Annotated in this window: 18 protein-coding genes; 16 read left to right on the top strand and 2 right to left on the bottom strand. The window is 70.1% G+C overall.

Annotation, left to right across the window (positions count from 1 at the left end; all coding sequences use genetic code 11):
• The first annotated feature begins 1 nt into the window (after position 1).
• The 12 genes from ACYBSK_RS07805 to ACYBSK_RS07860 all read left to right on the top strand — a co-directional run bounded on the left by ACYBSK_RS07805 (position 2) and on the right by ACYBSK_RS07860 (position 12655).
• Positions 2-1405 carry a UDP-N-acetylmuramoyl-tripeptide--D-alanyl-D-alanine ligase gene (locus ACYBSK_RS07805; protein ID WP_460245598.1) on the top strand — a complete coding sequence of 468 codons (1404 nt, stop codon included), beginning with the start codon at positions 2-4 and terminating at the stop codon, positions 1403-1405.
• A complete protein-coding gene (gene mraY / locus ACYBSK_RS07810) occupies positions 1402-2475 on the top strand; it encodes a phospho-N-acetylmuramoyl-pentapeptide-transferase (RefSeq protein ID WP_385769881.1) in 1074 nt (357 codons plus the stop codon). Before ACYBSK_RS07805 ends, mraY begins: the two co-directional genes overlap by 4 nt.
• A complete protein-coding gene (gene murD / locus ACYBSK_RS07815; protein WP_460245599.1) occupies positions 2457-3896 on the top strand; it encodes a UDP-N-acetylmuramoyl-L-alanine--D-glutamate ligase in 1440 nt (479 codons plus the stop codon). Before mraY ends, murD begins: the two co-directional genes overlap by 19 nt.
• Before the next feature lie 93 nt (positions 3897-3989).
• Complete coding sequence (gene ftsW, locus ACYBSK_RS07820) at positions 3990-5318, top strand: putative lipid II flippase FtsW (protein WP_457476140.1); 1329 nt, start codon at positions 3990-3992, stop codon at positions 5316-5318.
• Positions 5319-5324: 6 nt separating this feature from the next.
• The gene (gene murG, locus ACYBSK_RS07825) at positions 5325-6413 is read left to right on the top strand and encodes an undecaprenyldiphospho-muramoylpentapeptide beta-N-acetylglucosaminyltransferase (protein ID WP_457476141.1); all 1089 of its coding nucleotides are present in this window, start codon (positions 5325-5327) and stop codon (positions 6411-6413) included.
• Between the two features lie 30 nt (positions 6414-6443).
• Complete coding sequence (locus ACYBSK_RS07830) at positions 6444-7238, top strand: cell division protein FtsQ/DivIB (protein ID WP_460245600.1); 795 nt, start codon at positions 6444-6446, stop codon at positions 7236-7238.
• A 298-nt stretch (positions 7239-7536) separates the two neighbouring features.
• Positions 7537-8781 (top strand): cell division protein FtsZ, encoded by a 1245-nt coding sequence (ftsZ, locus tag ACYBSK_RS07835; protein WP_457476143.1) that lies wholly within the window; start codon positions 7537-7539, stop codon positions 8779-8781.
• A gap of 51 nt (positions 8782-8832) precedes the next feature.
• Positions 8833-9573 carry a peptidoglycan editing factor PgeF gene (gene pgeF, locus ACYBSK_RS07840; protein WP_460245601.1) on the top strand — a complete coding sequence of 247 codons (741 nt, stop codon included), beginning with the start codon at positions 8833-8835 and terminating at the stop codon, positions 9571-9573.
• A gap of 6 nt (positions 9574-9579) precedes the next feature.
• Positions 9580-10317 (top strand): YggS family pyridoxal phosphate-dependent enzyme, encoded by a 738-nt coding sequence (locus ACYBSK_RS07845; RefSeq protein ID WP_457476145.1) that lies wholly within the window; start codon positions 9580-9582, stop codon positions 10315-10317.
• Positions 10318-10444: 127 nt separating this feature from the next.
• Entirely contained in the window at positions 10445-11089 is a 645-nt protein-coding gene (locus ACYBSK_RS07850) for a cell division protein SepF (protein WP_385769864.1), read from the top strand.
• A gap of 74 nt (positions 11090-11163) precedes the next feature.
• Positions 11164-11448 (top strand): YggT family protein, encoded by a 285-nt coding sequence (locus ACYBSK_RS07855; RefSeq protein ID WP_385769862.1) that lies wholly within the window; start codon positions 11164-11166, stop codon positions 11446-11448.
• A 55-nt stretch (positions 11449-11503) separates the two neighbouring features.
• Positions 11504-12655, top strand: a complete 1152-nt coding sequence (locus tag ACYBSK_RS07860; protein WP_457476146.1) for a DivIVA domain-containing protein — start codon at positions 11504-11506, stop codon at positions 12653-12655.
• A gap of 266 nt (positions 12656-12921) precedes the next feature.
• Here ACYBSK_RS07860 and ileS read toward each other — a convergent pair whose 3' ends face one another.
• Together ileS and ACYBSK_RS07870 are read right to left on the bottom strand one after the other, a co-directional pair.
• On the bottom strand, positions 12922-16068 hold the full coding sequence (gene ileS / locus ACYBSK_RS07865; RefSeq protein WP_460245602.1) for an isoleucine--tRNA ligase: 3147 nt from the start codon (positions 16066-16068) through the stop codon (positions 12922-12924).
• Positions 16069-16718: 650 nt separating this feature from the next.
• Positions 16719-17279: a hypothetical protein gene (locus tag ACYBSK_RS07870; RefSeq protein ID WP_460245603.1), complete on the bottom strand. Its 561-nt coding sequence runs from the start codon at positions 17277-17279 to the stop codon at positions 16719-16721.
• A 13-nt stretch (positions 17280-17292) separates the two neighbouring features.
• On the opposite strand from ACYBSK_RS07870, the gene ACYBSK_RS07875 reads away from it, so the two are divergent.
• The 4 genes from ACYBSK_RS07875 to ACYBSK_RS07890 all read left to right on the top strand — a co-directional run bounded on the left by ACYBSK_RS07875 (position 17293) and on the right by ACYBSK_RS07890 (position 20265).
• Positions 17293-18081 (top strand): TraR/DksA family transcriptional regulator, encoded by a 789-nt coding sequence (locus tag ACYBSK_RS07875; protein ID WP_460245604.1) that lies wholly within the window; start codon positions 17293-17295, stop codon positions 18079-18081.
• 109 nt (positions 18082-18190) lie between these two features.
• On the top strand, positions 18191-18775 hold the full coding sequence (gene lspA, locus ACYBSK_RS07880) for a signal peptidase II (RefSeq protein ID WP_457476150.1): 585 nt from the start codon (positions 18191-18193) through the stop codon (positions 18773-18775).
• Between the two features lie 72 nt (positions 18776-18847).
• Entirely contained in the window at positions 18848-19789 is a 942-nt protein-coding gene (locus ACYBSK_RS07885) for an RluA family pseudouridine synthase (protein WP_457476151.1), read from the top strand.
• Positions 19786-20265 carry a GNAT family N-acetyltransferase gene (locus ACYBSK_RS07890; protein ID WP_457476152.1) on the top strand — a complete coding sequence of 160 codons (480 nt, stop codon included), beginning with the start codon at positions 19786-19788 and terminating at the stop codon, positions 20263-20265. Before ACYBSK_RS07885 ends, ACYBSK_RS07890 begins: the two co-directional genes overlap by 4 nt.
• Positions 20266-20335 lie beyond the last annotated feature (70 nt).

Genomic DNA, 20335 nt, shown 5'->3' on the forward strand with positions numbered 1-20335 from the left:
TGTGATCGCCCTCTCCCTCGCCGAGATCGCCTCAGTCGTCGGCGGGCAGACGTACGACATACCGGATCCGCAGGTCCAGGTCACCGGGCCGGTCGTCATCGACTCGCGCAAGGTCGAGTCCGGCAGCCTGTTCGCCGCCTTCGTGGGCGAGCGGGTCGACGGACACGACTACGCGCGCGAGGTCGTCGACAAGGGAGCCGTCGCCGTCCTGGCGGCGCGCCCGGTCGGCGTCCCCGCGATCGTCGTCGACGACGTCCAGGCCGCGCTCGGCGCACTCGCCCGGCACGTGGTGGCACGGCTCGGCGCGACGCTGGTGGGTCTCACCGGTTCGGCCGGCAAGACCAGCACCAAGGACCTGATCGCCCAGGTCCTGCGCCGCAAGGCCGACACGGTCTTCACGCCCGGCTCGCTCAACAACGAGATCGGCCTGCCGCTGACCGCGCTCACCGCCACCGACGAGACGCAGTTCCTCGTCCTGGAGATGGGCGCCCGCGGCATCGGCCACATCAAGTACCTGACGGGCCTGACGCCCCCGCGGATCGGCGTCGTGCTGAACGTCGGCTCCGCGCACATCGGCGAGTTCGGCGGCCGCGAGCAGATCGCCCAGGCCAAGGGCGAGTTGGTGGAGGCGCTGCCCGCCGACGGCACCGCGATCCTCAACGCGGACGACCCCCTGGTGCGCGCCATGGCCTCCCGTACGCAGGCGAAGGTGCTCTTCTTCGGAGAGGCCGAATCCGCCGACGTACGTGCCGCGAATGTCCGGCTCACGGAGAACGGACAGCCCTCCTTCAGCCTGCACACACCCTCCGGGTGCAGCGAAGTGACCTTGCGCCTGTACGGTGAGCACCACGTGTCGAACGCGCTCGCCGCGGCCGCCGTCGCCCATGACCTTGGCATGTCCGTGGAGGAGATCGCCCTCGCGCTCTCCGAGGCGGGCAACCTGTCCCGCTGGCGCATGGAGGTCACCGAGCGCCCGGACGGCGTCACGATCGTCAACGACGCCTACAACGCGAACCCCGAGTCCATGCGCGCGGCTCTCCGCGCCTTGGTGGCCATGGGCAAGGGACGTCGCACGTGGGCGGTGCTCGGGCAGATGGCCGAGCTGGGCGACGAGGTGCTGACCGAGCACGACGCCGTCGGACGGCTCGCCGTCCGGCTCAACGTCAGCAAGCTCGTTGCAGTCGGGGGCAGGGAAGCGTCCTGGTTGCAGCTGGGCGCCTATAACGAGGGTTCGTGGGGTGAGGAGTCGGTGCACGTGTCCGACGCACAGGCGGCGATCGACCTGCTGCGCAGCGAGCTGCGCCCGGGAGACGTCGTGCTCGTGAAGGCATCCAGGTCGGTGGGCCTGGAGAGCGTGGCACAGGCGCTGCTCGCGGACGTGCGGGGCGGAGTTGATGCCCGATGATGAAGCAGATCCTGTTCGCGGGCGTCATCGGTCTCTTCCTGACGCTTGCCGGAACGCCACTGCTGATCAAGCTCCTTGCGCGCAAGGGCTACGGCCAGTTCATCCGTGACGACGGCCCGCGCGAGCACCACAGCAAGCGCGGTACGCCGACCATGGGTGGTATCGCCTTCATTCTGGCGACCCTCATCGCGTACTTCCTGAGCAAGCTCATCACCGGTGCCGCGCCCACCCTTTCGGGTCTGCTGGTGCTCGGCCTGATGGCGGGCATGGGCCTGGTCGGCTTCCTCGACGACTACATCAAGATCGTCAAGCGGCGTTCCCTGGGTCTGCGGGCCAAGGCGAAAATGGCCGGGCAGCTGATCGTCGGTATCGCCTTCGCGGTGATCTCCCTCCAGTTCGCCGACGTCAGAGGCAACACTCCGGCGTCCACCAAGCTCTCCTTCGTGGAGGACTTCGGGTGGTCGATCGGCCCGGTCCTGTTCGTGGTCTGGGCGCTGTTCATGATTCTGGCGATGTCGAACGGCGTGAACCTGACGGACGGCCTCGACGGCCTCGCCACCGGCGCCTCCGTGATGGTCTTCGGCGCGTACACGTTCATCGGTGTCTGGCAGTTCCAGGAGTCCTGCGCCAACGCGCAGACGCTCACCAACCCGGGCGCCTGTTTCGAGGTCAGAGACCCACTCGACCTGGCGGTCGTCGCATCGGCCCTCATGGGCGCCTGTTTCGGCTTCCTGTGGTGGAACACCTCGCCCGCCAAGATCTTCATGGGTGACACCGGCTCGCTGGCCCTCGGTGGCGCCCTCGCCGGTCTCGCGATCTGCTCCCGCACCGAGCTCCTGCTGGCCCTGCTCGGCGGCCTGTTCGTGCTCATCACGATGTCCGTCGTCATCCAGGTCGGCTCGTTCCGCATGACCGGCAAGCGCGTCTTCCGCATGGCGCCACTGCAGCACCACTTCGAACTCAAGGGGTGGTCCGAAGTCCTTGTGGTGGTCCGGTTCTGGATCATCCAGGGCATGTGCGTGATCGTCGGACTCGGCCTCTTCTACGCAGGATGGGCAGCCAAGAAGTGACGACCCCTTCCCTGTGGCAGGGCATGAACATCACCGTCGCCGGTCTCGGCGTGAGCGGCATCAGTGCCGCCCGCGCCCTGGCCGGCTTCGGCGCGTCGGTGACCGTCGTGGACGGCGGCGACAGCGAGGCGCACCGCGAAAAAGCGGCTCCTCTTAAAGAAGAGGGGATCTCCGTCCAGCTCGGTGACTCCTCCACGCTGCCCGAAGGCACCGAACTCGTCGTCACCTCGCCCGGCTGGAAGCCCTCCTCGCCGCTCTTCGCGGAGGCCGCGGCCGCCGGTGTCGACGTCGTCGGCGACGTCGAGATCGCCTGGCGGCTGCGCGGCCCGAACGCCGCGCCCTGGCTCGCGATCACCGGCACCAACGGCAAGACCACGACGACGCAGATGCTCGCGTCGATCCTGGAGGCGGCGGGCCTGCGCACGGCCGCCGTCGGCAACATCGGTACGCCGATCATCGACGTCGTCCTCGAAGGCGACGACGCCTACGACGTGTTCGCCGTCGAGCTGTCCTCGTACCAGCTGCACTGGGCGCCCTCGCTGCGCGCCCACTCCGGCGCCGTCCTGAACCTCGCGCCCGACCACCTCGACTGGCACGGCTCCATGAAGGCGTACGCCGCCGACAAGGGCCGCATCTACGAGGGCAACCAGGTCGCGTGCGTCTACAACGTCGCCGACAAGGCGACCGAGGACCTGGTCGTCGAGGCCGACGTCGAGGAGGGCTGCCGCGCCATCGGCTTCACCCTCGGCACCCCGGGCCCCTCCGAACTCGGCGTCGTGGACGGCATCCTGGTCGACCGCGCCTTCGTCGAGAACCGGCAGAAGAACGCGCAGGAGCTCGCCGAGGTCACCGACGTCAACCCGCCGGCCCCGCACAACATCGCCAACGCCCTCGCCGCGGCCGCCCTCGCCCGCGCCTACGGCGTCGAGCCGCAGGCCGTCCGCGACGGCCTGCGCAACTTCCGCCCCGACGCCCACCGCATCGAACACGTCGCCGACGTGGCCGGTGTCGCGTACGTGGACGACTCCAAGGCGACCAACACCCACGCCACACAGGCGTCGTTGGCCGCGTACGAGTCCATCGTGTGGATCGCCGGCGGCCTCGCCAAGGGCGCGACCTTCGACGAGCTGGTGGCCGGCGCGGCCGAGCGGCTGCGCGGCGTCGTCCTGATCGGCGCCGACCGCGCGCTGATCCGCGAAGCCCTGGAGCGACACGCCCCGGAAGTCCCGGTCGTCGACCTCGACCGGACCGACACTGGGGCGATGTCGGCGGCGGTCCGGGAGGCCGCGCGGCTCGCCCGCGAAGGGGACACCGTGCTGATGGCCCCGGCCTGCGCGTCGATGGACATGTTCACCAACTACAACAAGCGTGGCGAGGCGTTCGCGGAAGCGGTCCGCGAACTCGGCGCCACCAGCGTCTGACGGGGCTCGACAGGGTGCCGGGCGACGCGCCGGGCACCCTTCGGGAGGGGAACGTGGCAGCGCAGACGTACGGCTCATCGGTGGGGGACGGTCATGGCCGGTAGCAGTCCTCCCCGCACGACCAGGCGCCCCACCGCACCGCCCCGGAGGACCAGCAGGGTCTACCGGGCCCGCGTCAACCCCCTGCGCACCCTGTACGCGCAGGCCAAGCGCGCCTGGGACCGGCCGCTCACCGCGTACTACCTGATCATCGGGGCCGCGCTGCTCATCACGGTGCTCGGCCTGATCATGGTCTACTCGGCGTCGATGATCACGGCCCTCCAGATGGGCCTGTCCAGCTCGTACTTCTTCAAGAAGCAGTTCGTCGCGGCCGTGCTCGGCGGCATCCTGCTGCTGATCGCCACGCGGATGCCGGTGAAACTGCACCGGGCGCTCGCCTACCCGATACTCGCGGGCAGCGTCTTCCTGATGGTGCTGGTGCAGGTGCCCGGCATAGGAGTGTCGATCAACGGCAACCAGAACTGGATCTCGCTCGGCGGCCCCTTCATGCTCCAGCCCAGCGAGTTCGGGAAGCTGGCGCTGATCCTGTGGGGCGCCGACCTGCTGGCGCGCAAACACGACAAGCGGCTGCTGACCCAGTGGAAGCACATGCTGGTGCCGCTCGTTCCGGTGGCCTTCATGCTGCTCGGGCTGATCATGCTCGGCGGCGACATGGGCACCGCGATCCTGCTGACGGCCATCCTCTTCGGCCTGCTGTGGACGGCCGGAGCGCCGACGCGGCTGTTCGTCGGGGTGCTGTCGGTGGCCGCCGCGATCGGTCTGCTCCTCATCAAGACCAGCCCGAACCGGATGGCGCGCCTCGCCTGCCTGGGCAGCTCCGACGCGGGACCCGGCGACATGTGCTGGCAGGGACTGCACGGGATCTACGCGCTGGCCTCCGGCGGACTCTTCGGTTCCGGTCTCGGGGCGAGTGTGGAAAAATGGGGTCAACTTCCCGAAGCGCACACCGACTTCATCTTTGCCATCACCGGTGAGGAACTGGGCCTGGCGGGGACGCTGTCGGTGCTCGCGCTGTTCGCGGCTCTAGGCTATGCGGGTATTCGCGTGGCCGGACGCACGGAGGACCCCTTCGTGAGATACGCCGCGGGAGGCGTGACGACGTGGATCACGGCCCAGGCCGTGGTCAACATCGGTGCGGTGCTCGGTCTGCTGCCGATCGCCGGAGTCCCGCTCCCGCTGTTCTCGTACGGGGGGTCCGCGCTGCTTCCGACCATGTTCGCCGTGGGGTTGCTGATCGCGTTCGCGCGGGACGAACCGGCGGCTCGGGCGGCCCTCGCCATGCGGCAGAGTACGGGTGGCCGGGGGATGAGATGGAACACGATGCGACGGCGCGCCGCGGCGCGTACGTCCAGAGAGCGGTGAATTTCGGTGCATGTCGTACTCGCCGGTGGGGGGACCGCCGGCCACATCGAGCCGGCGCTCGCCCTCGCGGACGCCCTGCGCAGGCAGGACCCGACCGTGGGCATCACGGCCCTGGGCACGGAACGCGGCCTTGAGACCCGTCTCGTACCGGAGCGCGGCTACGACCTGGCGCTGATCCCCGCCGTACCGCTGCCGCGCAAGCCCACGCCCGAGCTGATCACCGTTCCCGGCCGGCTGCGCGGCACCATCAAGGCGGCCGAGCAGATCCTGGAGCGCACCAAGGCGGACGCGGTCGTCGGTTTCGGCGGATACGTGGCGCTGCCCGGCTACCTCGCGGCCAAGCGGCTCGGCGTGCCGATCGTGGTGCACGAGGCCAACGCGCGGCCCGGCCTCGCCAACAAGATCGGTTCGCGGTACGCGGCGCAGGTCGCGGTCTCCTCGCCCGACAGCAAGCTGCGCGGCTCCCGCTACATCGGCATCCCGCTGCGCCGCACCATCGCGATGCTCGACCGGGCGCAGACCCGGCCCGAGGCGCGCGCCGCGTTCGGGCTCGACCCGAACCTGCCGACGCTGCTCGTCTCCGGCGGCTCCCAGGGCGCGCGCCACCTGAACGAGGTCGTCACCCGGGTCGCCCCCCTGCTCCAGCAGTCCGGCATTCAGGTGCTGCACGTGGTCGGCCCGAAGAACGAACTGCCGCAGGTCCAGCAGATGCCGGGGATGCCCCCGTACATCCCGGTACCGTACGTGGACCGGATGGACCTCGCGTACGCCGCGGCCGACATGATGCTCTGCCGCGCGGGCGCGATGACCGTCGCCGAACTCTCCGCCGTCGGGCTTCCGGCCGCGTACGTCCCGCTGCCCATCGGCAACGGCGAACAGCGGCTGAACGCCCAGCCGGTGGTCAAGGCCGGCGGCGGCCTGCTGGTCGACGACGCGGAACTGACCCCCGAGTGGGTCCAGGCCAACGTGCTGCCCGTGCTCGCCGATCCGCACCGGTTGTACGAGATGTCCCGCGCGGCCTCCGAGTTCGGCCGCAGGGACGCCGACGACCTGCTCGTCGGGATGGTGTACGAGGCGATCAACTCGCGTCGTTAGCGAGTCGACGAAATGCAAGGGCAGGGGATCGTGGCCGGACTCACCGCAGAGGATCGCGAACAAGAGACGTCCGAGCCGCCCCCCGCCCCACGCTGGGTGCGCATGCCGAGCATGCGCACCCTTGTCGTGAGCGGGGTGCTGCTCGTCCTGCTCGGCGCCGGCGGCACCTGGCTGCTCTACGGCTCGCCGTGGCTGCGCGTCGAGCGCGTCAAACCCTCGGGAACCCGGGTCCTGACGCCTGCTCAGGTGCGGGACGCCGCCGCCGTCCCGGTCGGCGCCCCGCTCATTTCCGTGGACACGGACGCCATTGAGGACCGGCTGCGCCGGAAATTGCCCCGAATTGACGTGGTTGATGTGGTCCGTTCATGGCCGCACGGAATCGGGTTGAAAGTCACGGAACGCAAGCCGGTCCTGATTGTCGAAGACGGCAGAAATTCAGACAAGTTCGTCGAAGTCGACCGGGAAGGCGTCCGTTTCGCCACGGTCGACAAGCCCCTCAAGGGCGTTCCCCGCCTCGAATTGACGCCGGATCAGAAGGGTGCCGAGGCGAGCCTGCGGCGCTTCGCCCCCGACCGGCTCGTCCGGGAAGCGGTGCGGGTCGCGGGGCAACTGCCGAAGCCGGTCGCGCGGGACGCCCGGATCGTCAAGGTCCGTTCCTACGACGACATCTCGCTGGAGCTGACCGGCGGGCGGACCGTCTCGTGGGGGAGCGGCGAGCAGGGTGACACGAAGGCGCGAACTCTCACGGCTCTCATGAAAGCCGCCCCCGAGGCCAGGCACTTGGACGTGAGCGTTCCCACGGCCCCTGCCGCGTCCGGGAGTTGACGCGTATCGATGCAGGCCAGCACCCTGGTTGGGCAACGACACGGCTGATCACATAGGGTGAAAAGAAAAACGGGAGGTTCGGCGTGTTCGTTGAACGTGCGCCACTTGTCGACTTAGTGTCAGGTTCGGAAGAGTCCAGGAAACAGACACACTGGTAACCCTAAACTTCAGCGTTAGGGTTCGGGTCGGCAGTCGACTAGTAGTCAACTAGTAGTCCGGACCGCCCCAATTCGGCATCAGTCGTCGCACCGTAGAACGCGAGGCGGCGACACGTAACTCGAGGCGAGAGGCCTTCGACGTGGCAGCACCGCAGAACTACCTCGCAGTCATCAAAGTCATCGGTGTCGGCGGCGGTGGTGTCAATGCCATCAACCGGATGATCGAGGTCGGTCTCAAGGGCGTCGAGTTCATCGCCATCAACACCGATGCGCAAGCCCTGTTGATGAGCGACGCGGACGTCAAGCTCGACGTCGGCCGTGAACTCACCCGCGGACTCGGCGCCGGAGCCAATCCGGGCGTCGGACGCAAGGCGGCCGAGGACCACCGCGAGGAGATCGAGGAGGTCCTCAAGGGGGCCGACATGGTCTTCGTCACCGCCGGTGAAGGTGGCGGCACCGGCACCGGCGGCGCACCCGTCGTGGCCAACATCGCGCGCTCGCTCGGCGCCCTCACGATCGGTGTGGTCACCCGGCCGTTCACCTTCGAGGGTCGACGCCGGGCCAACCAGGCGGAGGACGGCATCGCCGAACTCCGCGAAGAGGTCGACACCCTCATCGTCATCCCGAACGACCGGCTCCTGTCCATCTCGGACCGGCAGGTCTCCGTCCTCGACGCGTTCAAGTCGGCGGACCAGGTCCTGCTCTCCGGTGTCCAGGGCATCACCGACCTCATCACCACCCCGGGTCTCATCAACCTCGACTTCGCGGACGTGAAGTCCGTGATGTCCGAGGCGGGTTCGGCCCTCATGGGCATCGGCTCCGCCCGCGGCGACGACCGCGCGGTGGCCGCCGCCGAGATGGCGATCTCCTCGCCGCTCCTGGAGGCGTCCATCGACGGCGCCCGTGGCGTGCTGCTCTCCATCTCCGGTGGCTCAGACCTCGGTCTCTTCGAGATCAACGAGGCCGCGCAGCTGGTCAGTGAGGCGGCCCACCCCGAGGCGAACATCATCTTCGGCGCCGTCATCGACGACGCGCTCGGCGACGAGGTGCGCGTCACCGTCATCGCGGCCGGCTTCGACGGCGGGCAGCCGCCGAACAAGCGGGACAACGTGGTCGGTTCGTCGACGGTCAAGAGGGAGGAGCCGGCGACTCCCGCGCGGCCCTCGACGCCGGCCCCCGAGCCCGCGCGTCCGTCCTTCGGCAACCTCGGCAGCGTCACCCAGCGCGAGGACTCCCAGCCGCAGACGACCCCGGTCCCGCCGGCCGAGGCGCCCACTCCGGTGAACGAGGCCCCCGCGGCCCCGGCCAGCCCGCCGCAGGTTCCCCGGCCGTCCTACCCGGACAGCCAGGCCGAGGAGCTGGACGTGCCGGACTTCCTGAAGTGATCACGGGAACCCGGGCGTGATCGTGATCGTGGAGCAGGTCGGATCACCGAAGTGACAGGACAACAGCACACTGTGTCTTCTACGAGTGGCGCGCATTTCGCCTTCACCGACCGGTGGGGCGGAGTGAGCGCCGCTCCGTACGAGGAGCTCAACCTCGGCGGCGCGGTCGGTGACGACCCCGAAGCCGTTCTGCGCAATCGGGAACTGGCGGCGGCGGCTCTCGGCCTCGACGCCTCCCGTGTCGTGTGGATGAACCAGGTGCACGGCCCCGACGTGGCGGTGGTGGACGGGCCCTGGCCCGCCGAAGCCGACATTCCGTGCGTCGACGCCCTCGTCACCGCCCGGCGCGGGCTCGCCCTCGCCGTGCTGACCGCCGACTGCACCCCTGTCCTCCTCGCCGACCCGGTCGCCGGGGTCGTCGCCGCCGCGCACGCGGGGCGCCCCGGCATGGTCGCCGGGGTGGTGCCGGCCGCGGTCGAGGCGATGGTGGCGCGCGGGGCGGAGCCGTCCCGGATCATCGCCCGCACGGGGCCCGCGGTCTGCGGGCGCTGTTACGAGGTGCCGGAGCGGATGCGGGCCGAGGTCGCGGCGGTGGAGCCGGCCGCGTACGCCGAGACCAGCTGGGGCACCCCGGCCGTCGATGTGACCGCCGGTGTGCACGCGCAGCTGGACCGGCTCGGGGTGCGTGACCGGGAGCAGTCGCCGGTGTGCACCCTCGAATCCCACGATCACTTCTCGTACCGCCGCGACAAGGCCACGGGCCGACTCGCCGGCTATGTCTGGCTGGACTGAGACGACATGACGAACCTTCAGGACCGTGCGGCGGAGCTCGCCGCGAACCTGGCCGCGGTGGAGGAACGTATCGCCGCGGCCTGTGCGGCGGCCGGGCGCAAGCGGGACGACGTGACGCTCATCGTGGTCACCAAGACCTACCCCGCCAGCGACGTACGGATCCTGTCCGGGCTCGGGGTACGGCACGTGGCGGAGAACCGGGACCAGGACGCGGCGCCCAAGGCCGCGGAATGCTCGGATCTGCCGCTCACCTGGCACTTTGTCGGTCAGTTGCAGACCAACAAGGTCCGTTCCGTGGCGGGTTACGCCGATCTGGTCCAGTCCGTGGACCGGGGCAGGCTCGTCACGGCGCTCTCCAAGGAAGCCGTGCGGGCCGAACGCGAACTGGGTTGTCTGATCCAGGTCGCGCTCGACGCGGACAGCCGAGCAGGCGACGGCCGGGGAGAGCGCGGGGGTGTCGGCCCCGGCGGAGTGGAGGAGTTGGCCGCGCGGGTGGCCGAGGCTCCGGGCTTGCGGCTCGACGGTCTGATGACCGTAGCGCCGCTCACCGGGGACTACGCGGGGCGGCAACAGGCGGCGTTCGAACGGCTCATGGATTTGTCGACTGCCCTGCGCGCGGCCCATCCGGCTGCGAACATGGTCTCGGCAGGGATGAGTTCGGACCTTGAGCAGGCCGTGGCGGCCGGAGCGACACATGTGCGCGTCGGTACCGCGGTCCTCGGAGTCCGACCCCGGCTCGGGTAACGTCGCGAAGAAGTCGGACCACAGCAGAAAATATGGTCATTCTCGCTGATGGGCGAGGAGGCCACGTGGATCGCGGGCACCTTTGGTTGACGTCAGCCGATCCACCACAGAGCGGAGGACTCAGAGAATGGCCGGCGCGATGCGCAAGATGGCGGTCTACCTCGGCCTCGTGGAGGACGATGGGTACGACGGCCGGGGATTCGACCCCGATGACGACTTCGAGCCCGAACTCGACCCGGAGCCCGAGCGTGACCGTCGACGGCACGAGCCGTCGCATCAGTCACACAGCTCCCATGCCGCCACGGATGTGGAGGAATCGGTCAGAGTAGTGCAGCCCCCGGCGCAGCGTGAACCGGTGCGCCAACCTGCTTCGCTCGCCGCTGAATCCGGACGTCCGGCACGAATCGCCCCCGTGGCATCCATCACACCTGAACGTCAGAGCCTGGAGAAGAACGCACCGGTGATCATGCCCAAGGTCGTGTCCGAGCGGGAGCCCTACCGCATCACCACTTTGCACCCCCGGACCTACAACGAGGCCCGTACCATCGGGGAACACTTCCGTGAGGGCACTCCGGTGATCATGAATCTGACGGAGATGGACGACACCGACGCGAAGCGACTTGTCGACTTTGCCGCCGGTCTTGTGTTCGGTCTTCACGGAAGCATCGAGCGGGTGACACAGAAGGTGTTCCTGTTGTCGCCTGCTAACGTCGATGTCACGGCGGAGGACAAGGCCCGTATCGCAGAGGGCGGGTTCTTCAACCAGAGCTGAGACGCAGCAAAGTTCGACGGCTAGCAACCAACTAGTCACGAGGCACGAGACACAGGGGAGAGGGAACCGCCGACATGGGCGTGTTTTTTGATGTGGTCTACATCGCGCTGATGTGCTTCCTCATCGTGCTGATCTTCCGGCTGGTCATGGACTACGTCTTCCAGTTCGCCCGCTCGTGGCAACCCGGCAAGGCGATGGTGGTGGTCCTTGAGGCCACCTACACTGTCACTGATCCACCGCTCAAGCTTCTGCGGCGGTTCATTCCGCCGCTGCGTCTCGGGGGCGTGGCGCTCGACCTGTCCTTCTTCGTACTGATGATCATCGTCTACATCCTGATCTCCGTCGTGAGCCGGCTGTGAGCACGATGTCAACTACGGTCTTGCCGAATGCCGACGACAACGTTGAGGTGAAGAGATGCCGTTGACCCCCGAGGACGTGCGGAACAAGCAGTTCACGACCGTCCGCCTCCGAGAAGGCTATGACGAGGACGAGGTCGATGCCTTCCTCGATGAGGTCGAAGCCGAACTGACTCGTCTTCTTCGAGAGAACGAGGACCTGCGCGCGAAACTCGCCGCAGCCACCCGCGCCGCTGCTCAGAACCAGCAGCAGGGCGGCATGCGCAAGGGCCCCGGCGGCCCGGGTGGGCCCGGCGGGCCCGAGGGCCCCCAGGACCAGCAGGGTCCCCCGCAGGGCATGCGAGGCCCCGGCGCCCCGGTGCCCGCCGGTATATCGGGCCCGCCGCAGCAGCAGATGGGCGGCCCCATGGGCGGTCCGCCCCAGCTGCCGAGCGGTGCCCCGCAGCTGCCGGCCGGTCCTGGTGGACACGGCCCGCAGGGTGGACCGCAGGGTCCCGGCCCGATGGGTCAGGGTCCGATGGGCCAGCAGCCGCAGCTGGGTGGCCCGATGGGCGGCCCCATGGGCGGCCACGGCGGCCCGCAGCTGCCGCAGCCCGGTCAGGGTCCCGGTGGCGACAGCGCCGCCCGTGTCCTCTCGCTGGCCCAGCAGACCGCCGACCAGGCGATCGCCGAGGCCCGCTCCGAGGCGAACAAGATCGTCGGCGAGGCGCGCAGCCGTGCCGAGGGTCTTGAGCGTGACGCCCGTGCCAAGGCCGACGCCCTGGAGCGGGACGCGCAGGAGAAGCACCGCGTCGCGATGGGCTCCCTGGAGTCCGCCCGCGCCACGCTGGAGCGCAAGGTCGAGGACCTGCGCGGCTTCGAGCGCGAGTACCGCACGCGTCTGAAGTCCTACCTGGAGTCGCAGCTGCGCCAGCTGGAGACCCAGGCCGACGACTCGCTGGCCCCGCCGCGTACGCCGGCGACCGCCTCGCTGCCGCCGTCCCCGGCGCCGTCGATGGCTCCGGCCGGTGCGGGTGCGCCGTCCTACGGTGGCAACCAGTCGATGGGTGGCAACCCGCAGAGCGGTGGACCGTCCTACGGCGGTGGCCAGCAGCAGATGTCGCCCGCGATGACGCAGCCGATGGCTCCGGTGCGGCCGCAGGGTCCGTCCCCGATGGGGCAGGCGCCGTCGCCGATGCGTGGGTTCCTCATCGACGAGGACGACAACTGAGCGGCGCGCGTGTGTAGCGCCCGGTAGGACTGGGCGTCGGCATTCATTCAGGCCTTGGCCCGGATCGTTTCTGCGATCCGGGCCAAGGCCTTTTCCGTTGCGGTCGGCCGTTCCCCGTCGGTCGCGGGGCTCCGCCCCGGACCCCGCTCCTCAATCGCCGGAGGGGCTGGATGTGCGCCGGGCGGGCTTGATCAATCAAGCCCGCCCGGCGATTGAGGGCAAGGGGGTCCGGGGGCGGAGCCCCCGGGGCGCAACCCCGTGAGGCGTTACACCTTGCGGAGGCTGAACGTGAGGTTCAGGCCCTCGTCTGTGAAGGCGGAGCCGTAGCCGGGCTCCGGCTCGCCCTGGGCGAAGTCCGTCGCCAGGACCTCGTCCGAGATCAGCCCCGCGTGCTCGGTCAGCGCCGAGATCACCGCCGGATCCGTGGACGTCCACCGCAGCGCGATCCGGTCCGCCACGTCCAGGCCGCTGTTCTTGCGGGCCTCCTGGATCAGGCGGATCGCGTCACGGGCCAGGCCCGCCTGCCGCAGCTCCTCCGTGAGCTCCAGGTCGAGGGCGACCGTCGCACCGGAGTCCGAGGCGACGGACCAGCCCTCGCGCGGGGTCTCCGTGATGATGACCTCGTCCGGGGCGAGGTCGATCTTCTCGCCGTCGACCTCCACGAACGCGGTGCCCTCGCGCAGGGCCAGGGAGAGCGCCGCGGCGTCCGCGTTCGCGACCGCCTTCGCCACGTCCTGGACCCGCTTGCCGAACCGCTTGCCGAGCGCCCGGAAGTTCGCCTTGGCGGTGGTGTCCACCAGGTTGCCGCCGACCTCCGAGAGCGAGGCCAGGGAGGAGACGTTCAGCTCCTCCGTGATCTGGGCCTGGAGCTCGGGGGAGAGACCGGCGAAGCCCGTCGCCGCGACCAGCGCGCGCGAGAGCGGCTGGCGGGTCTTGACGCCCGACTCCGCGCGCGTGGCGCGGCCCAGCTCGACGAGGCGGCGCACCAGCGCCATCTGCGTCGACAGCTCCGGGTCGATCGCCGAGGTGTCGGCCTCGGGCCACGACGACAGGTGGACCGACTCGGGGACGTCCGCGGTGACCGGGACGACCAGGTCCTGCCAGACACGCTCCGTGATGAACGGCGTGAGCGGCGCCATCAGCTGCGTGACGGTCACCACCACGTCGTGCAGGGTGCGCAGCGCGGCCTTGTCGCCCTGCCAGAAGCGGCGGCGCGAGCGGCGCACGTACCAGTTCGACAGGTCGTCGACGAAGGCCGAGAGGAGCTTGCCGGCGCGCTGGGTGTCGTACGCCTCAAGGGCCTGGGTGACCTCGGCCGTGAGCTGGTGCAGCTCGGACAGCAGCCAGCGGTCCAGGACCGTGCGGTCGGCCGGGGCCGGGTCCGCCTCGCTCGGCGCCCACCCGGACGTACGGGCGTACAGGGCCTGGAAGGCGACCGTGTTCCAGTACGTGAGGAGCGTCTTGCGGACGACCTCCTGGATGGTGCCGTGGCCGACGCGGCGGGCCGCCCACGGGGAGCCGCCGGCCGCCATGAACCAGCGCACCGCGTCCGCGCCGTGCCGGTCCATGAGCGGGATCGGGTCCAGCGTGTTGCCCAGGTGCTTGGACATCTTGCGGCCGTCCTCGGCGAGGATGTGGCCGAGGCAGACCACGTTCTCGTACGACGACTTGTCGAAGACCAGCGTGCCGACCGCCATCAGCGTGTAGAACCAGCCGCGCGTCTGGTCGATGGCCTCGGAGATGAACTGCGCCGGGTAGCGGGACTCGAACAGTTCCTTGTTCTTGTACGGGTAGCCCCACTGCGCGAACGGCATCGAGCCCGAGTCGTACCAGGCGTCGATGACCTCCGGCACGCGCACCGCTTCGAGGGAGCAGCCCTCGTGGGTGCAGGTGAACGTGACGTCGTCGATGTACGGGCGGTGCGGGTCCAGGGACGACTGGTCGGAGCCGGTCAGCTCGCCCAGCTCCGCGCGGGAGCCGACGCAGGTGAGGTGGTTCTCCTCACAGCGCCAGATCGGCAGCGGGGTGCCCCAGTAGCGGTTGCGGGACAGCGCCCAGTCGATGTTGTTGCTCAGCCAGTCGCCGAAGCGGCCGTGCTTGACGGTCTCCGGGAACCAGTTGGTCTTCTCGTTCTCCTGGAGGAGGCGGTCCTTGACGGCCGTGGTGCGGATGTACCAGGACGGCTGCGCGTAGTAGAGCAGCGCGGTGTGGCAGCGCCAGCAGTGCGGGTAGCTGTGCTCGTACGGGATGTGCTTGAAGAGCAGACCGCGGTTCTGGAGGTCCTCGGTGAGCTGTTCGTCCGCCTTCTTGAAGAAGACGCCGCCGACCATCGGGACCTCGGGGCCGAACGTGCCGTCGGGCAGCACCGGGTTCACGACCGGCATGCCGTACGAACGGCAGACCTTGAGGTCGTCCTCACCGAAGGCGGGGGACTGGTGGACCAGACCCGTACCGTCCTCGGTCGTCACGTACTCGGCGTTGACGACGTAGTGCGCCTCGGCCGCGTCGGCCGGGAACTCCACGAGCTCGAACGGACGTTGGTACTTCCAACGCTCCATCTCGGCGCCGGTGAAGGACTCGCCGGTCGTCTCCCAGCCCTCGCCGAGCGCCTTCTCGACGAGCGGCTCGGCGACGACGAGCTTCTCCTCGCCGTTCGTCGCGACGACGTAGGTCACGTCCGGGTGCGCGGCGACCGCCGTGTTCGACACCAGGGTCCACGGGGTCGTCGTCCAGATCAGGAGCGACGCCTGGCCCGCCAGCGGACCGGAGGTGAGGGGGAAACGGACATAGACCGAGGGGTCCACGACCGTCTCGTAGCCCTGCGCCAGCTCGTGGTCCGACAGGCCCGTGCCGCAGCGCGGGCACCAGGGGGCGACGCGGTGGTCCTGGACCAGGAGGCCCTTGTTGAAGATCTCCTTCAGCGACCACCAGACCGAGTCGACGTACTCCGGGTTCATCGTCCGGTACGCGTCGTCGAGGTCGACCCAGTAGCCCATGCGGGTCGTCAGGTCGGAGAAGGCGTCGGTGTGCCGGGTCACGGACTCGCGGCACTTGGCGTTGAACTCGGCGATGCCGTACGCCTCGATGTCCTTCTTGCCGCTGAAGCCGAGCTCCTTCTCGACCGCCAGCTCCACCGGGAGGCCGTGGCAGTCCCAGCCGGCCTTGCGGGCCACGTGGTAGCCGCGCATGGTGCGGAAGCGGGGGAACACGTCCTTGAAGACGCGGGCCTCGATGTGGTGGGCGCCCGGCATGCCGTTGGCCGTGGGCGGGCCCTCGTAGAACACCCACTCGGGGCGCCCCTCGGACTGCTCCAGGGTCTTGGCGAAGATCTTCTGCTCGTCCCAGAAGTCGAGCACCGCGTGCTCGAGGGCGGGCAGGTCGACCTGGGCGGGCACCTGGCGGTACTGCGTCATCAGTCTTCCTCCGGCGGATCTGCCTTCTTCCGTCGGAGGGACGAGAGGCTTTCGCGCCGTGTGCGGCGCGCTCCCGCGGTACCACCCTCCTTGGCCCGCCGGGGCGTGGTGCGCTCCGGTGAGCCCCCTCATTGGGGTCGCGATGCCGGGTCTACTGGCCGCGGGCTGTGCGCTGCGGTGTTCTTCCGGCGGCTCCGGGGTGATCTTCGCGTCGCGCTCGCCGCCGGGCTTCCACCGTCCCCGGTTCGCTCTTGGCTGCGTACGTCGCTACTCGGCCCCATCCACGCTTTTCGCTCCGCCCAGTGTACGGCGCCGGGGAAGGCGCGGCCGACCGGTTTTCGCGGGGGCCGGGGAGGGCGCGGTGCGGGTGCGCCGGGTGACCCGAATGGCCATACGCCGGGTGTCCGATCCCGGCCGGTCGTGGCGGGGGTCGGGGCCGGACGGGCGACCGGCGGATTACCGGGCGGGGAGCTGGGCACAACGCTTGCAGGTTCGTCGCGTGGCGGTCGCGCGGTCTTCGTGAGGGGTCCGATCCGGTGGTGTGCCCCGTTGCCGCGGGCCTGGAGTCGATTTATCGTCCCAGCACGATTCGCGAGCAAGATCACAAATTGTGAAGGGGCCGCGGCCATGGTGGCGAAAAAGACCGCCGTTCAGCAGTCGGCGTCCAGCAGATCCACGGGCGCGGCGGCCTCCGGCGGTGCCGGTGAGGGCGCGGCCGGAGCGAAGGCGTCCGCGTCGAAGTCGGGGTCGGCCTCCGCGTCCGCCTCCGCGTCGGCTTCCGCGTCGGCTTCCGCGTCGGCTTCGGCTTCGGCGAAGCCGGGGCACGCGTCGGCGTCGAAGGAGACGCCCACCGGCAAGAAGAAGTCGGCCGCCGGGTCGCACGCGTCGGCCCGCAAGGAGACGAGCGGTTCGGCGGGGGCTTCCAAGAGTGCGGCTGCGAAGGGCGCGGGTGGGGCGGCGTCCGCGGGTGCGGCGTCCGCGTCTGCGGGTGCGGCTCCGGAGAAGGCCGGGGCTTCCGGAAGCGCGGCTTCCAAGAGCGCGGCTACGAAGAGCGCGGGCACGAAGCGCGCGGCTGCGAAGAGTGCGGCTTCGAAGAGTGCGGCTTCGAAGAGGGCTGCCACCGGGACGGCGTCTGCGAAAAACGCCGACTCCGGGGCGGCGGCTTCGAAGGAAGCCGCCACCGAAGCGGCGCCGGCGAAGAGTGCTGGCACCGAAGCGGCGCCGGTGAAGGGTGCTGGCACCGAAGCGGCGCCCGCTAAGCGTGCCGCCAAGAAGGCGGCCTCTACGAAGAGCGCCACCAAGAAGGCGGCCGGGAGCAAGGCGGCTGCGGGCAAGGCGGCGGCCGGGGGAGGCGTGGTCTCGGAGGCGGCCGGGGGCAAGGAGAAGGCCGGTGCGCGTGGGGCCGGCGGGGACGGGGTGTACGAGGAGGGGGACGGCGTCGGCCGGACGGGCGGGCGCAAGGGTGCGAAGAAGACGGTCGCCTCCGCGGCCGACGGCGCGGCCGAGGCCGCGAAGACGACGGGAGCCACGACAGTGGTTGCGAAGAAGACTCAGGGCACGGCCACGGCGACCAAGAAGCCGGGCGCGGTCCCCAAGGCGCGCGGCACCGCCGAGCCCGGTGAGCTGGCCGTCCGTCCGGGCGAGGATCCATGGACCCCGGAGGAGGCCGAGGAGGCGCGCGCCGAGCTGCAGAGCGAGGTGCTGCGGCTCGGGAGCGAGATCTCCGCCGCCGAGGAGGGCCTCGCGGGCCTGATGCGGGACTCCGGGGACGGAGCCGGTGACGACGACGCCGACACGGGCACCAAGAACATCACGCGCGAGCACGAGATGGCGCTGGCCGCCAACGCGCGCGAGATGCTGCTCCAGACCGAGCGCGCCCTGGAGCGGCTCGACGCCGGCACGTACGGGCTCTGCGAGAACTGCGGGAACCCGATCGGGAAGGCGCGCATGCAGGCGTTCCCGCGGGCGACGCTCTGTGTGGAGTGCAAGCAGAAGCAGGAGCGCCGTTACTGAGCGGGCGCCGATCCCGCGCCCGGCGGCGGCGCCCGGCACCGGCCCATGGGGCGCCACGCGCGCGTGCCGTACTCTCGTCCTCAGTCAGGTACTAGGTTGAGGGACTCACGTGGCAGAGGCGGAGCGCATCATCGGTACGCCGGATTCCCCGGATGCGGGGGCAGCCCAGCCGGAGCAGGCCGACGAGCAGGTCCAGGAGCGGCCCAAGGGCAGGCGGCGGATCGCCGCCCTGTTCGCCGTGGCGGCACTCGCGTACGCCCTGGACCTGGTCAGCAAGCTGATCGTGGTGGCGAAGCTGGAGCACCGGGACTCGATCCACATCATCGGTGACTGGCTCCAGCTCGAAGTGATCAGGAACCCAGGCGCCGCCTGGGGCATCGGCGAGGCCTTCACGATCATCTTCACCCTGATCGCGGTCGGCGTGATCGTCGTGATCGCGCGCCTCGCCAGGAAGCTCTACAGCACGCCCTGGGCCATCGCCCTCGGCCTGCTGCTCGGCGGAGCGCTCGGCAACCTCACGGACCGGATCTTCCGGGCGCCGGGCGTCTTCGAGGGCGCCGTGGTGGACTTCATCGCGCCGAAGCACTACCCGGTCTTCAACCTCGCCGACTCGGCGATCGTGTGCGGCGGCATCCTGATCGTGCTGCTGTCCTTCCGCGGCATCGACCCGGACGGGACCGTCCACAAGGACTGACGGACCCCGGCAGGGGCGGGCCGCCGGGGCCTGGGGTGCGGGAGTGTCGGTGGGCTCCTGCATACTCGACGGGTGAGCACGATTCCCGAGATCCGCACCCTGCCCGTTCCCGACGGCCTGGAGGGCGAGCGCGTCGACGCCGCCATCTCCCGCATGTTCGGCTTCTCCCGCACCAAGGCCGCCGAGCTCGCCGCCGCCGGGAAGGTCTCGGTCGACGGCTCGGTCGTGGGCAAGTCCGAGCGGGTGCACGGCGGCGCCTGGATGGAAGTGGAGATGCCGCAGGCGCCCGCTCCCGTGCAGATCGTCGCCGAGCCCGTCGAGGGCATGGAGATCGTGCACGACGACGACGACATCGTCGTGATCATGAAGCCCGTGGGGGTCGCCGCCCACCCCAGCCCCGGCTGGACCGGCACCACGGTGATCGGTGGCCTCGCCGCCGCCGGGTACCGGATCTCCACGTCCGGTGCGGCCGAGCGCCAGGGCATCGTGCACCGGCTCGACGTGGGCACGTCCGGCCTCATGGTCGTCGCCAAGTCGGAGCGGGCGTACACGTCGCTGAAGCGCCAGTTCAAGGAGCGCGTCCCGGACAAGCGGTACAACGCGCTGGTGCAGGGCCACCCCGACCCGATGAGCGGCACCATCGACGCCCCGATCGGGCGCCACCCGAACCACGACTACAAGTGGGCCGTGACCGCCGAGGGCAAGCCCTCCGTCACGCACTACGACCTCATCGAGGCCTTCCGTGCCGCCTCGCTCCTCGACATCAAGCTGGAGACGGGCCGCACCCACCAGATCCGCGTCCACATGTCCGCGCACCGGCACCCGTGCGTGGGCGACCTGACGTACGGCGCGGACCCCACGCTCGCGAAGCGGCTCGGGCTCACCCGGCAGTGGCTGCACGCGGTGCGGCTCGGCTTCGAGCACCCGGCGGACGGCCGGTGGGTCGAGTTCGAGAGCGCGTACCCCGAGGACCTCCAGACGGCGCTCGACCGGGTCCGGGCGGAGAGCTCATGACCGCCGCCGAACCCGCGTACGTGACCCGTGTGGCCGAGTCGGACCTGGACCGGCAGGCCTGTTTCGCCGTCCGCAAGGAGGTCTTCGTCGCCGAGCAGGGCGTCCCCGAGGACCTGGAGTACGACGCGTACGACGCCGGAGCCGTGCACGTCCTCGCCGTCCGCGCGGACGGCGAGCCGCTCGGCACCGGGCGGCTGCTCACGGGCGAGGCCGCCGCGGCCAAGAACGGCGGGGCGGCGGACGTCGGCGCTCTCGGGCGGCTCGCCGTCACGAAGGCGGCGCGCGGTCTCGGTGTCGGCGCCGCGCTGGTGCGGGCCATCGAGGACGCGGCCCGCGCGCGCGGACTCGCCGCCGTGGACCTGCACGCGCAGACGCACGCGCTGGGCTTCTACGAGCGGCTCGGCTACGTCGCGTACGGTCCGGAGTTCCTCGACGCGGGCATCGACCACCGCGCGATGCGCAAGCCGCTCGGCTGAGCGTTCCGGCGGGCGTCTTCGGCCGAAGAGTCCCGTCGCGCCCGGTTCGGCTCCGAATAAGGCGATTTGA

It is taken from the genome of Streptomyces sp. BYX5S (genome assembly GCF_054724165.1).

Excerpts from the sequence above, each read along its gene's own strand:
- mraY (WP_385769881.1), top strand. The coding sequence starts at position 1,402 with ATGATGAAGCAGATCCTGTTCGCGGGCGTCATCGGTCTCTTCCTGACG.
- murD (WP_460245599.1), top strand. The coding sequence starts at position 2,457 with ATGGGCAGCCAAGAAGTGACGACCCCTTCCCTGTGGCAGGGCATGAAC.
- ftsW (WP_457476140.1), top strand. The coding sequence starts at position 3,990 with ATGGCCGGTAGCAGTCCTCCCCGCACGACCAGGCGCCCCACCGCACCG.
- ACYBSK_RS07845 (WP_457476145.1), top strand. The coding sequence starts at position 9,580 with ATGACGAACCTTCAGGACCGTGCGGCGGAGCTCGCCGCGAACCTGGCC.
- ACYBSK_RS07850 (WP_385769864.1), top strand. The coding sequence starts at position 10,445 with ATGGCCGGCGCGATGCGCAAGATGGCGGTCTACCTCGGCCTCGTGGAG.
- ACYBSK_RS07855 (WP_385769862.1), top strand. The coding sequence starts at position 11,164 with ATGGGCGTGTTTTTTGATGTGGTCTACATCGCGCTGATGTGCTTCCTC.
- ACYBSK_RS07860 (WP_457476146.1), top strand. The coding sequence starts at position 11,504 with ATGCCGTTGACCCCCGAGGACGTGCGGAACAAGCAGTTCACGACCGTC.
- ileS (WP_460245602.1), bottom strand. The coding sequence starts at position 16,068 with ATGACGCAGTACCGCCAGGTGCCCGCCCAGGTCGACCTGCCCGCCCTC.
- ACYBSK_RS07890 (WP_457476152.1), top strand. The coding sequence starts at position 19,786 with ATGACCGCCGCCGAACCCGCGTACGTGACCCGTGTGGCCGAGTCGGAC.